Raw genomic sequence first — 12,304 nt, 5'->3', positions numbered from 1 at the left:
TGAGGCCGAGAGCCGGCAGAAGTCGGCTGCCTCCGCGTTCGGTATGCCGGGTGCCGGCGGCAACGGCGATGGTGACCTGCCCGACTTCGACCCCGCGCAGCTGCCCAAGGGCTTCGAGAAGTTCCTCGGCGGCCGCTGAGGCCGAGCGTCGTCTCCCGGCCCTCGGGGCCCGCGGCCACGGATGACAGACGTCGCCGCGCCCGGCAGGGACCGCGTGTCGCGTGTCGTGTCGCCGTTGCTGTCGTGATGGCAACACTGTCTGCGACACGAGATGCGACGCGAGGGTCGGGCCGTGACACGGGATGCAACGCGAGCCGGCACCGGCGGCGGTGCGCGCTCGGGAGGCCCTCTTCCGATCGCCCGCACGATCAGCGAATGCGCGGCACCAGGCCGCGCGGCGTCGCCGTGACGGCCGGTCGGAAGCCGCTTGCCCTCGCCTCCTGGTAGGCGTTCTCGACCCGCGCCAGAACCCGTCGGGGGTTCCTCGCGATCGAGGCGGGAGTGACGCCGACGACCGGGATCCGTAGTGCGGAGAGGTCGCTGTCCGCCTCGATGGTCTGCTCCCACTGCATCGGCCCCTCGTGGAACTCCCTGCTGTGCACCATGACTGCCAGTGCCACGTCGTCGAACCAGGCATCGGGCGTCGTGAGGCGTCTTCCCCGGTTGTCCTTCAACTGCGGGTTGGCCATCGGTTCGGGCAGGATCGTCGACGACCGCAGAAGCGCCAGGAGGTCGCCCTCGGGCACCGACCACACTCCACTCATCGCCTCGTCCAGGGCCGACAGCAGCATCCGGCGGCCCCCGGTTCTGACGGACCGCAACCCAGTGGGCCAGGTCCTCAGCGCGGACGAGTCCCTGCTGGACGGCACCGATGATGATGGCTCGGGTGTCGGTCTCCGAAGGGGCAGCAGCAGCGGCGTCGACGACCGCTCTGGCTCGACACGAGTAGCGCAAGGCCCCATGGTCGATCAGCCGCTCGTCGAGCAGATGTGTCCTGCGGACCGACACCCACATGACGTCCCGAGGCCGCAACGGGGCGGGCACCTGCACATGAACACGTTGGCCGACCTCGAGGGCAGGCACGCCACGCACTCCGTGCAGTGCTGCCGCCGTAGGGCCCGCCAGCCAGGACGCCGGACCGGCGAAGAGCAGGGCACCGACGAGTCGCTGCTCCGTAGTCGGCCGGCCGGGCTCGAGCAGCACCACGCCGGGCAGGATGGCCCGCCAGGTCCGGCCGAGCCGCCAACGCAGCTCTGCGGGCGTCACGCCGACGGACAACAGCTGCTGACGACTGACGACGCCGCATTGCTGGAGCGCGAAGTCCCCAAGTCCCGCTGACCGCGGGTCAGAGGACTGGCTGGTCCGCGGTCGTCCAAGAGACATGCCTTCGAGGCTGCCGATGGTGAACCGGGTCATCTCGTCCATGCCACCGACGGTCGCTGGTTCTCGGGTGGGATGGCCATGCCGATCCCCGGTCCTGTGGAGGGTGCGGCAGCGCCGACCCGGGGTGTGGACGGCCTCTGCGGACCGGGCGACGCCCGTCGCGTCTCGTGTCGCGGCTGCTGTCGTGATGGCGACACTGCCCGCGACACCACGCGCGACGTGACAACACGGGCCGGGCGGTGGTTGTGGATAGGGTCGGCCGTATGGATGCGCCGGTGCTTCATGTGCGAGGTCAGGTGCTCGTCGGCCCCGAGGAGACCCGCGACGAGATCTGGATCATCGACGGCAAGGTGTCGTTCAGCCCACCCGCCGGCCCGGCCGACGTGCAGACGGTCGAGGGATGGGTGCTGCCGGGCCTCGTCGACGCGCACTGCCACATCGGTCTCGGCCCGCACGGCGAGGTGCCCCGCGAGGTGGCCCTCGAGCAGGCGCTCACCGACCGGGACCACGGCGCCCTGCTGATCCGGGACGCCGGGCAGCCCGGCGACACGCGGTGGGTCGACGACCGGGAGGACCTGCCCAAGATCATCAGGGCCGGACGGCACATCGCCCGGACCCGGCGCTACATGCGCAACTTCGCCCATGAGGTCGAGGAGGACGAGCTCGAGCAGTACGTCCGGCTCGAGGCGCACCGGGGCGACGGCTGGGTCAAGCTGGTTGGCGACTGGATCGACCGCGAGGTCGGCGACCTGACCCCGAGCTGGTCCCAGGAGGCGTTCGCCATGGCCATCCGGGCCGCCCACGAGGAGGGCGTCTGCGTCACCGCGCACTGCTTCGGCGAGCAGTCCCTGCGCGACCTCGCCGCCGCCGGCATCGACTGCATCGAGCACGCCACGGGGCTGCAGGAGGACTCCATCGACACCTTCGCCGCCCAGGGCATCGCGATCGTGCCGACTCTGGTCAACATCGCCCAGTTCCCGCAGATCGCGGCGCCCGCGAAGGAGAAGTTCCCGGCCTACCACCGGCACATGCTCGATCTGCACGAGCGTCGCCACGCCACGGTCGGTGCCGCGCACGAGGCGGGGGTCCCGATCTACGTCGGCACCGACGCCGGCGGCAGCCTGCCCCACGGGCTCGTCGCCCAAGAGATGGCCGAGCTCACCAAGGCCGGCATGTCGACGCTCGAGGTCCTCGGCGCCGCTACCTGGGGCGCGCGGCAGTGGCTCGGGCGTCCGGGCATCGAGGAGGGCGAGGACGGCGACATCGTCGTCTATGGCGCCGACCCGCGCGAGGACATCACCGTCGTCGCGGATCCCAAGGGCATCGTGCTGCGAGGTCGCGTTGTCCTCTGACCTCCCGCTGCGTCCCGGGTTCCACCAGCCGCTCTCGCGAACGGGGGAGCGCGTCGAGGTGCGCCCGGCGACGACTGACGACACGGCGGCCTACACCGAAGCCGTGACACGGTCCGCACGTCGTCTCGCGGACTTCGCGATCCCGGACCCCAACAACCTGCGCGACGTCGTCGCGGCCCAGTCGCCCTCCTACCGCACGTTCATGATCCACGCGCGCGACCCCGAGGGCGAGCACGGCCTCGTCGGCCGGGTCAACGTCTCGAACGTGGTCCGGGGTGCCTTCCGGAGCGCGACCATCGGCTACGACGCCTACGACCCGTATGCCGGGCGGGGCCTCTTCGCCGAAGGTCTCGAGCTCGTCATCGACATCGCGTTCTCCGACGAACCGGCGGGCATGGGCCTGCACCGCATCGAGGCGAACATCCAGCCGACGAACACCAGGTCCGCCGGGCTCATCCGCAGTCTCGGTTTCGTCCACGAGGGCTTCTCGCGCGACTACCTCAACCTGCCGGGCAGGAACGACCCACACCGGGCGTGGCGTGACCACGACCGCTACGCCATGCTCTCCTCCGACTGGCCGGCCGTGCCCTACCGCGCGCACCGCCCGCATCGAATGGCCTTGGTGATCAACGGGGTTCCTGGCGTCGACGCCAAGCCGCTCGCCAACCTCGTTGCCGCCGAGCTGTCCCTGCCCGTCTTCTCCGTCCGCAACGTCCCCGACACCGCCGTCCTGTGGGAGCTGCTGCGGCAGTCGCCCGTCGGTGGCGTCGTCGAGTGCCACGTCTCCCCGGTGGAGCTGCGGATGGGCGTCGCACGCGCCGGGTTCGATACCGGTCAGGTCCCCGTCGTCGAACCCGTCGCCGACCCGACGAAGCGCCAGGTGGTCGACATCGCCCTGCGCGTGCGGGCGGCATACCCCTGAGCGGTCGCCGGTCCGCGTGGTCGGGAGGAGCCGCGCGATCTGGCACAATGGTCCGCTGTACCCGCCCGTGTCCGGCCCCTCTCGCCAGCCGCGAGTGCCTACAACCGAGTCTCGGCTCCCCGCGTGTCCCCACCCGGTCTCGCCGTGCTCACCAACAAGAAACAGGAGACACCACACCAGTGGCAGTCAAGATTCGTCTGAAGCGCATGGGCAAGATCCGTGCACCGTTCTACCGCGTCGTCGTCATGGACTCGCGCACCAAGCGTGACGGCCGTGCGATCGAGGAGATCGGCAAGTACCACCCGACCGAGGAGCCCTCGCTCATCGAGATCGACATGGAGCGTGCCGACTACTGGCTCACCAACGGCGCCCAGCCGACCGAGGCCGTCGCGGCCCTGATCAAGCTGGTCCGCGAGGGCAACGTCAAGACCAAGCAGCAGGGCCCCTCCAAGAAGGAGCGCTACGAGGCTGCGGTCGCGGCCGCCGGCAAGTCGACCGCCGACACCTCCGCTCCGACGCCTCGGAAGAAGGCTGAGAAGCGCACGGAGGCTCGTGCCGAGGACCCTGCGAATGTCGCGGCCATCGAGGACGCGGTCGAGGCCCAGGTCACGACCGAGCTCGAGGCCGAGCGTGACATCAAGGCCGAGAAGCCCGAGTCGCCCAGCGAGGGGTCCTGAGCGTGCTCGAGGAAGCGCTCGAGCACCTCGTCAAGGGCATCGTCGACCATGACGAGGACGTCGTCGTGCGTCGCAAGGAGCTGCGCCGCGGGGAGCTGCTCGAGGTGCGCGTCCACCCGGACGACCTCGGTCGCGTCATCGGCCGCTCCGGACGGACCGCCAGTGCGCTGCGCACGGTGATGTCCGCCCTCGCCCAGGGCGAGAACGTCCGTATCGACATCGTCGACACGGACCGGACGCGCTGAGTTCGATTGTGCCCGAGTGGGGCGTCCCGGTTCCCGGGGCGCCCCACTCGGCAATTCCAGGGGTATGCCGCTGAGCCCGGCGCCGTAGCGCACGCCGTCCCGGCACGGGGCCGGGTTGGCAGGCTCGCCCCAAGGACTGAAAGGATCCCGGCATGGCGGAGGACAGGGTGGTGGCGCGGATCGGCAAGCCGCACGGACTGCGCGGCGAGGTGACGGTCCAGCTGCACACGGACGACCCTGAGGCGCGCCTCGCGGTCGGTAGCGTCCTCGACACCGAGGCCCGCCCCGGATCCGGCGTCCCGCGACAGCTGACGATCCGCTCGACCCGGGTGCACAACGGGATCTGGCTCGTCGCCTTCGAGGAGGTGCCCGACCGGACCGGTGCCGAGGGGCTGCGCGGCACTCGCCTCGTCCTCGACCTCGACGCCGTCGTCGAGGACGACGAAGACGATGCCGCCTGGTACGAGGACGACCTGGTCGGGCTCGAGGTCCGCGACCCCAGCGGCGGGGTGCTTGGCACCGTGACCGGCCTGGACATCGGCGCCGTCCAGGACCGGCTCGTGGTCGAGCTGACGGATGGCGTCACGGCATACGTGCCCTTCGTCGACGAGATCGTGCCTGAGGTCGCCGAGGACCACGTCGTCGTCGATGCCCCGGCTGGCCTCTTCGACCTCTACCGCAACCCCTGACCCGAGCCCACGGGGAACGTCAGGTGAGGGTGGCGACGAGGAAGCCGTCCCACCCCTTCGAGCCGACCGTCTGCAGTACGGTCGCATCGACCCTGCCCTCGGCCATCGCGGTGCTGACGGCATCCGTCAGCTCGCGTGTGCCCACCACGTCCGGGTCGCGGCTCTCCTCGTCGGTCACGCGACCCTCACGGACGACGTTGTCCACGATGACGACGCCGCCCGGGCGCGTGAGCCGCAGCGCCCAGTCCCAGTAGCTCGGGTTGTTCTGCTTGTCGGCGTCGACGAAGACGAGGTCGAAGGGCCCGGCCCCTTCCTCGGCGAGGGTTGCCAGGGACTCGAGCGCCTGACCGAGCCGAACCTCGACCCGGTCGCCCAGCCCGGCCCGGTCGATGTTGTCCCGCGCTATCCGGGCATGCTCGGCTGATGCCTCCAGAGTGACGAGGTGGCCGTCGGCCGGCAACGCGCGACCCAGGACGACGGTGGAGAAGCCGAAGAGCGTGCCGATCTCCAGGATCCGCCGCGCCCGCAGCGCCCGCGCCAGGACCGAGAGGAACCCGCCCTGCAGATCGGAGACCTGGATCTGCGGCAGGGCGGCACCTGCCGCGACGATGTCGACGAGGGTGTCGTCCCTCGGCCGGAGGCGATCGGTGAACCAGGCATCGACGGTGGTCCAGGTGTCAGTGTCCATGCCTCTCATCGTGGCCCGCCGCGTCCGCTGAGGCGAGCGATCGGGGCTCGCCCCGGACGGCTGGCACAATTCCCCCCATGCCCGCGGCCCTCCGGATCGACGTGATGTCGATCTTCCCCGACTACCTCTCGCCCCTCGACCTGTCCCTCATCGGCAAGGCGCGCCAGGACGGGCTGCTGGATCTGCACGTGCACGATCTGCGCGACTTCACGCACGACCGGCACCGGACGGTGGACGACACGCCCTACGGAGGCGGCGCCGGCATGGTGATGAAGCCCCAGCCCTGGGCCGAGGCGCTGGAACACGTCGCCGGGCAGGGCAGTGCCATGGAGTCGGGGCCGCGGCTGGTGGTCCCCGGCCCCGGAGGGACACCCTTCACGCAGTCGCTGGCCCGCGAGCTGGCGGCCGAGCCATGGCTCGCCTTCGCCTGCGGGCGCTACGAAGGCATCGACGAGCGGGTCTACGAGTTCGCCCGGGAGGACCTCGGCCTCGAGGTCTCGGTCGTGAGCCTCGGCGACTACGTCCTCAACGGGGGGGAGGTGGCGGTGCTGGCCATCGTCGAGGCGGTGGCCCGGCTCATCCCGGGCGTGATCGGCAACGCCGAGTCCCTCGTCGAGGAGTCCCACGAGGACGGCCTGCTCGAGTACCCGATCTACACGAAGCCGCGGGAGTGGCGGGGCCGGTCGGTCCCCGACGTCCTGCTCTCGGGCAACCACGCGGCCATCGCCGAATGGAGGCACGAGCAGCGCCTGGCCCGGACCGCCGCCCGGCGCCCCGACCTGCTCCACACGTCCTCCGTCGGCTCGGACGTCGACCTCGAGGTCGCCACGCCCGGTGACCTGCCCGAGCTGCTCACGGTCCTCCGCGCGTCGGGGCGCACACCGACCATGGACTCGCTCCGGGAGGAGCTGGAGGCCGGCACGACCTGGCTCGCCCGCCGCGGCGGCCGCCTCGTCGGAGCCGTGCACGTCCGCCCGGATGGTGAGAGCCTGCGGATCACGGCGCCTGCCCTGGTGCCGGACCTCGACACCGACGAGGTCGCCCGGGACCTGCTCGACGTCGCGGCCCGGACGGCGGTGAGCGGCATACGGACTCTGGTGGTGGACGAGCCGGAGCCGACGGACACCAGGGCACGGACCTACCGCCGGGCGGGTTATCGCCCGACGAGCGGTGCCTGGGTCAAGCGGCTGTCACGAGACGAGTGAGACCGTGAGGTCGCGGGGCAGGAGGCGGCGCGCGCGGATGAGCCGGGCCTCGACGCCGGCCGTGATGCTCTGGGTCGCCATGATCGCGAACAGGACGAGCACCTGGGCGGTCGCTGCCTGAACGGCGCTGCCGCCCCCGAGCATGACGCCGATGAACGCGCCGGGGAGGGTCACAACGCCCGAGGTCCGCACCTGGTCCAGACTCGGCATGAGTCCCTCGGGGACCCGGCGGGCGATGATCTCGTCGATGGCCTGGTGCGGCAGCAGCCCCAAGGACAGACACGCCTCGTACTGGCCCCTCTCCTCGCGCAGCGCGGCGAACGAACGCCGTCCCACGAGCGTGTGCACGGTCATGGTGTTCCCGAGGACGATTCCGACGACCGGGATCAGGGCGATCCCCTTGATCGGGATGGTCGCGGTCGCGAGCAGGACAGCGAGCACCGGCAGGATGCCGCAGGCCATGGCGGCGGCCCATGGCCAGGCCCCGGGTGCCTCCACCCGTCGGCACGTCGTCACGACCGCCATGACGAACATCGCGACGAGGGCGGCGGTGGACCACCAGATCGACCGGACGACCACGGTGATGACGGCCGCTGCCGCCGTGAGCTGGACCGCCGCCCGGACGCCGGCGACGATCGCGTCCGTGCCCAGGCCCAGCCGCGCGATGCGGTTGGCGACAACGGTGACCGCGAGCAGGATGGCCAGGGCGAGATAGACCGGCCAGCCGGGGTTGATGGTCACGACGACACGGTATGACCGTCCCGTCCGGGAGCGCGGCTGGCGCACCGCCCGACGGGTGCCACTCTCGCGATTTCACGCACCGGGCCGGCTCTGGCAGAATTGCTCCTTGCGTCCGGACTCGACGGCCCCTGCCACAGGGGGAGTGCGGCCCGGTCATCGACCGGGTCGACGCGGCCCGACGGACGTCTCGATGCAGATGACACCCCGGTGGCCTGTGGCACCGTGAGAAAGCGAAGCAGCCATGCACAAGTTCGACGAGCTCAACGCCGCGTCGATGCGTGACGACGTGCCGGAGTTCCGCGCCGGCGACACCGTCAAGGTCCACGTCAAGGTCATCGAGGGTACGCGCTCGCGTGTCCAGGTCTTCCAGGGGATCGTCATCCGTCGCCACGGCGGCGGGGTCGGCGAGACCTTCACCGTCCGCAAGGTCTCCTTCGGGGTCGGCGTCGAGCGGACCTTCCCGCTGCACACCCCGATCATCGACAAGATCGAGGTCGTCACCCGCGGTGACGTCCGCCGCGCGAAGCTGTACTACCTGCGTGGTCTGCGCGGCAAGGCCGCCAAGATCAAGGAGAAGCGCGACACCGTGCCCGCCAAGGCGGCCAGCAAGTCCCAGTGACACCGGCGCGTTGATCTTCGGACGGCGCGGTGGGGCGCGCCCGGTTCCCGGCTCCTCCATGAGGGGGAGCAGCGACCGGCAAGTGGCTCCCACCGCGCCGTTGCCCTCTCCGGAGGACCGTGAGAGGTCGGCCGGAGACGGCGAGTCGGGTCATCCGCAGGGGAGTGTCCAGGATCGCAGCGCTCACAGGCGAAGGGGTAACGGACTGAGCGGCCATGACCGGAGGCTGCGATGGCTCATCCCGCCAGCGGTCATCCTGCTCGCCGTCATCGTGGTGCGGGCCTTCTTCCTTGCGCCGTTCTCGATCCCGACCGGCTCGATGGAGCCGACCCTCGAAGTCGGCGACCGCATCCTCGTGACCCGCCTCGGAACGCCACAGGACGTCGGCCGCGGCGACGTCGTCGTCTTCGACGCCTCCACGGCGTTCAACCTCCACGAGGACACGCCGGGCCTGCTGCAGCGGGTCGTCGATGCCATCGGCAGCATCGTCGGCCAGGGCCCGGACACCGACTACGTCAAGCGGGTCATCGGCCTGCCCGGTGACCATGTGCGCTGCTGCTCGGAGCACGGGCGTCTCGTCGTGAACGGCGTCACGGTCGACGAGCCCTACCTCTTCCCCGGCGATGCGCCCAGCGCAACGACGTTCGACGTGACCCTGCCGGCCGACCGCTACTGGGTCATGGGCGACCACCGCTCGGCGTCGGCAGACTCGCGTTCACAGCTGGGCGCGCCGGGTGGCGGCATGGTCCCCGGAGAGGACATCATCGGTCAGGTTTGGGTGCGATACTGGCCGCCCGGTCGGATCGGTACCCTCTCGCAAGTCCCTTTGTCCGCGATTCCACGGAACGGTCAGTGATGTCGACGCAGCAGCCCGAGCGCCCCCAGGACACAACCTCGTCCGGGCGTCCGGGTCTCGAGGCGGAGGACCCGATCGAAGGGGAGTACGACAACGAGACGCCGCGCAGCTTCGGCGCCTCGATCCTCGCCGGGCTGCGCGAGATCGTCATCGTCGTGGTCCTCGCCATGGTGCTCTCGTTCGTCGTCAAGACGTGGCTGTTCCAGGCGTTCTACATCCCGTCCGGCTCGATGGAGGACACCCTCGTCCCCGACGACCGCGTCATCGTGAGCAAGCTGACGCCCGGCCCGTTCGAGCTGCGACGCGGCGACGTCGTCGTCTTCGAGGACCCGGGCACACCGCAGCCCTGGCTCCAGGGAGCGCAGTACAACCAGCCGTCGACGTTCGGTGGCCCCTTCCACGACATGCTCGTCTTCGTCGGGCTGCTCCCCGAGGACTCCGAGAACCACCTCATCAAGCGTGTCATCGGGCTCCCCGGCGACCACGTCCAAGCGGACGGCAAGGGCAAGATCAAGGTCAACGGCGTCGAGATCACCGAGCCGTACATCAAGCCGGGAGACCACCCGAGCGACGAGCCGTTCAACATCGTTGTCCCGCCCGACTCGGTGTGGGTCATGGGCGACCACCGTTCCGACTCGTCTGACTCCCGCTTCCACGACGACGGTACGGGCGGCAAGGACGGCTCGGTCCCGATGTCGAAGATCGTCGGCCGGGCCCTGTTCATCGTCTGGCCGATCGACCACGTGACGTGGCTCGGCGTGCCTGCGCGCACCTTCGACAAGGTGCCGGCGCCGTCGTCCGTCTCGCCGACCCAGCTCCCGAAGGTCAAGACTGGCACGGCGACCACGCCGGCGCCGGCGAAGACGACGTCGAAGGCCTCCTGAACACGCCATGACGCCTCCCGCACCACCTGCTCCGTCGAAGAAGCCGTCCCTGCGGGTCGAGCGCCAGCTCCAGCGCCAGGGACACCGGCTGCTCGCGGGCATGGACGAGGTCGGCCGTGGTGCCCTCGCCGGCCCGGTGACCGTCGGAGTCGTGGTCATCGACGAGACGGTCCGCAGCGCACCGACAGGCATCCGCGACTCGAAGCTGCTGACAGAGAAGGCGCGCCAGGGCCTCGTCCCACGCATCCAGCGGTGGGCGATTGCCTATGCCGTGGGCCATTCGGGCCCCGAGGAGATCGACGAGATCGGCATCATGGCGGCCCTCCGGCTCGCGGGCCTGCGGGCCCTCGCCGCCATCGAGCTGACCCCCGACCTCGTGAGCCTCGACGGCAACCACGACTGGCTCACCGCACCGACCGAGGTCGGGCTGCTCGCGTTCACCGAGCCCGGCGGGCCGGCGACGCCGCCGGTCTCGACGATGATCAAAGCCGACCTGAAGTGCTCCTCGGTCGCGGCCGCGAGCGTGCTCGCGAAGGTGGAGCGCGACGCCCTCATGGTCGAGCTGGGAGCTGACCACCCGTCATACGGCTGGCACCTCAACAAGGGCTACGCGGCACCGGAGCACATGGACGCGCTCTCGCGACTCGGCCCCTGCGAGTTGCACCGCCGGTCGTGGCGGCTGCCCGGTGTCGGGCATGATGAGCAGGTGGCGCCCATCCCGGGTGACCCAACGGGAACGACGGTCGGGTGAGTGGTCGGTGAGTTCGGAAGATCTCGAGAAGTACGAGACCGAGATGGAGCTGCAGCTCTACAAGGAGTATCGCGACGTCGTCGGCCTGTTCACGCATGTCGTCGAGACCGAGCGGCGCTTCTACCTGGCGAACTCCGTCGACATGAAGGTGCGCACGGACGGTGGCGAGGTCTTCTTCGACGTCACGATGAGCGACGCCTGGGTCTGGGACATCTACCGACCGGCGCGGTTCGTCAAGAACGTGCGCGTCGTGACGTTCAAGGACGTCAACATCGAGGAGCTCCCCAAGCCCGATATCAAGCTGCCGGAGTCCGGAGACTTCGGCAGCTGAGCCGTATGCCGCTGGGCGGGTTCCCGCGCGCCGGCGCGGTCCCGTGATGCTCGGCTGACGACTCCGCGCCTCGTCCACATCCCTACCGGCTGCTGACCGCTCGTCCACAGACGCCGCCTGCTCGCTTCCCAGGCTTGCGGGCGGCCAACAGGGTGGGGGGCATGAACCTCCCAGCCACGACCCCTCACACCGCAGTGCCCGCCACCCGCGCGCTCGGGGCCTACGGTGAGCGCCTCGCCGTGCGCTACCTGCGCGAGCACCGCCTGACCATCCTCGACCGCAACTGGCGGTGTGTGCGCGGCGAGATCGACATCGTCGCCCTCGACGACGGGTGCCTGGCGTTTGTCGAGGTCAAGACGCGCACCACCGAGGCGTTCGGTGCGCCCTTCGAGGCGGTCACGCGGCTCAAGCTCGCCCGGCTCCGGCTGTTGAGCGGCCTGTGGCGTGATGCTGCCGACGCCCGGTGGCGGGGACGGCCGGCACGCATCGACGTCGTGTCGATCCTGCGTCCCCGCGTCGGGCCCGCCCGCATCGAGCACCTGAGGGACGTCCAGTGAGCGGGCTCGGCCGGACGCGGTCGATCGGCCTTCGCGGCGTCACCGGGTTCCCCGTCGAGGTCGAGGCGCACGTCGCTGCGGGCCTGCCCGCCTTCATCATCAGCGGGCTCGGCGACTCGGCCGTCAGCCAGTCACCGGACCGGATCAAGGCCGCCGCGGCGGCCGTCGGCATCCAGGCCGGCCAGCGCCGGGTCACCGTCAACCTGTCCCCAGCCGGCTTGCGAAAGATCGGCACCGGCTTCGACCTCGCCACGTTCGTGGCCGTCGGGGCGGCCATGGGGGCGATCCCGCAGCGCGTGGTCGAGGGGGTCGTCCACATCGGCGAGCTCGGCCTCGACGGGTCGGTCCGGTCGGTGCAGGGAATCCTCCCCGCCGTCCACGCCGCCGCGCTGGCCGGGGTCCGG

General features: G+C 70.6%; 16 protein-coding genes. 13 read left to right on the top strand and 3 right to left on the bottom strand.

Features of this window, described 5'->3' with window-relative positions; translation table 11 throughout:
• Positions 1-368 precede the first annotated feature (368 nt).
• Positions 369-791, bottom strand: coding sequence for a hypothetical protein (locus ACTHJJ_RS17585; protein ID WP_440304241.1), 423 nt, complete (start codon positions 789-791; stop codon positions 369-371).
• Positions 792-1,646: 855 nt separating this feature from the next.
• Here ACTHJJ_RS17585 and ACTHJJ_RS17580 point away from each other — a divergent pair.
• The 5 genes from ACTHJJ_RS17580 (at position 1,647) to rimM (ending at position 5,268) form a co-directional block, all read left to right on the top strand.
• A complete protein-coding gene (locus ACTHJJ_RS17580) occupies positions 1,647-2,735 on the top strand; it encodes an amidohydrolase family protein (protein ID WP_440304240.1) in 1,089 nt (362 codons plus the stop codon).
• On the top strand, positions 2,725-3,657 hold the full coding sequence (locus tag ACTHJJ_RS17575) for a GNAT family N-acetyltransferase (protein WP_440304239.1): 933 nt from the start codon (positions 2,725-2,727) through the stop codon (positions 3,655-3,657). The genes ACTHJJ_RS17580 and ACTHJJ_RS17575 overlap by 11 nt, the downstream gene beginning before the upstream one ends.
• A gap of 179 nt (positions 3,658-3,836) precedes the next feature.
• Positions 3,837-4,334, top strand: a complete 498-nt coding sequence (gene rpsP / locus ACTHJJ_RS17570) for a 30S ribosomal protein S16 (protein ID WP_440304238.1) — start codon at positions 3,837-3,839, stop codon at positions 4,332-4,334.
• A 2-nt stretch (positions 4,335-4,336) separates the two neighbouring features.
• Entirely contained in the window at positions 4,337-4,579 is a 243-nt protein-coding gene (locus ACTHJJ_RS17565; protein WP_440304237.1) for an RNA-binding protein, read from the top strand.
• A gap of 152 nt (positions 4,580-4,731) precedes the next feature.
• Entirely contained in the window at positions 4,732-5,268 is a 537-nt protein-coding gene (gene rimM, locus ACTHJJ_RS17560; RefSeq protein WP_440304236.1) for a ribosome maturation factor RimM, read from the top strand.
• A 19-nt stretch (positions 5,269-5,287) separates the two neighbouring features.
• Here the strand turns inward: rimM and ACTHJJ_RS17555 are convergent, their stop codons facing one another.
• Complete coding sequence (locus ACTHJJ_RS17555) at positions 5,288-5,956, bottom strand: O-methyltransferase (RefSeq protein ID WP_440304235.1); 669 nt, start codon at positions 5,954-5,956, stop codon at positions 5,288-5,290.
• 77 nt (positions 5,957-6,033) lie between these two features.
• Here ACTHJJ_RS17555 and trmD point away from each other — a divergent pair, with 77 nt between their 5' ends.
• A complete protein-coding gene (gene trmD / locus ACTHJJ_RS17550) occupies positions 6,034-7,161 on the top strand; it encodes a tRNA (guanosine(37)-N1)-methyltransferase TrmD (RefSeq protein WP_440304234.1) in 1,128 nt (375 codons plus the stop codon).
• On the opposite strand, the gene ACTHJJ_RS17545 is transcribed toward trmD, so the two are convergent.
• Entirely contained in the window at positions 7,147-7,902 is a 756-nt protein-coding gene (locus ACTHJJ_RS17545) for an ABC transporter permease (protein WP_440304233.1), read from the bottom strand. The two genes, trmD and ACTHJJ_RS17545, sit on opposite strands and share 15 nt — an antisense overlap.
• A gap of 241 nt (positions 7,903-8,143) precedes the next feature.
• Between ACTHJJ_RS17545 and rplS the strand changes: the two genes are divergently transcribed.
• The 7 genes from rplS to ACTHJJ_RS17510 form a co-directional block, all read left to right on the top strand.
• Positions 8,144-8,521 (top strand): 50S ribosomal protein L19, encoded by a 378-nt coding sequence (gene rplS, locus ACTHJJ_RS17540; protein WP_440304232.1) that lies wholly within the window; start codon positions 8,144-8,146, stop codon positions 8,519-8,521.
• A gap of 205 nt (positions 8,522-8,726) precedes the next feature.
• The gene (gene lepB / locus ACTHJJ_RS17535) at positions 8,727-9,377 is read left to right on the top strand and encodes a signal peptidase I (RefSeq protein ID WP_440304242.1); all 651 of its coding nucleotides are present in this window, start codon (positions 8,727-8,729) and stop codon (positions 9,375-9,377) included.
• A complete protein-coding gene (gene lepB, locus ACTHJJ_RS17530; RefSeq protein WP_440304231.1) occupies positions 9,377-10,261 on the top strand; it encodes a signal peptidase I in 885 nt (294 codons plus the stop codon). Before lepB (ACTHJJ_RS17535) ends, lepB (ACTHJJ_RS17530) begins: the two co-directional genes overlap by 1 nt.
• Before the next feature lie 7 nt (positions 10,262-10,268).
• Positions 10,269-11,012, top strand: coding sequence for a ribonuclease HII (locus ACTHJJ_RS17525; RefSeq protein ID WP_440304230.1), 744 nt, complete (start codon positions 10,269-10,271; stop codon positions 11,010-11,012).
• A 7-nt stretch (positions 11,013-11,019) separates the two neighbouring features.
• Positions 11,020-11,343 carry a DUF2469 domain-containing protein gene (locus tag ACTHJJ_RS17520; RefSeq protein ID WP_440304229.1) on the top strand — a complete coding sequence of 108 codons (324 nt, stop codon included), beginning with the start codon at positions 11,020-11,022 and terminating at the stop codon, positions 11,341-11,343.
• Between the two features lie 161 nt (positions 11,344-11,504).
• Positions 11,505-11,900 (top strand): YraN family protein, encoded by a 396-nt coding sequence (locus ACTHJJ_RS17515; RefSeq protein ID WP_440304228.1) that lies wholly within the window; start codon positions 11,505-11,507, stop codon positions 11,898-11,900.
• A partial coding sequence (locus ACTHJJ_RS17510; RefSeq protein WP_440304227.1) for a magnesium chelatase domain-containing protein occupies positions 11,897-12,304 on the top strand: 408 nt, incomplete at its 3' end. The genes ACTHJJ_RS17515 and ACTHJJ_RS17510, both read left to right, overlap by 4 nt.

The sequence above is a fragment of the Intrasporangium sp. genome, from assembly GCF_051961875.1.
Classification (GTDB): domain Bacteria; phylum Actinomycetota; class Actinomycetes; order Actinomycetales; family Dermatophilaceae; genus Intrasporangium_A.
The sequence above is the reverse complement of the archived record's forward strand: the minus strand, read 5'-3'. Positions and strand labels throughout refer to the sequence as shown.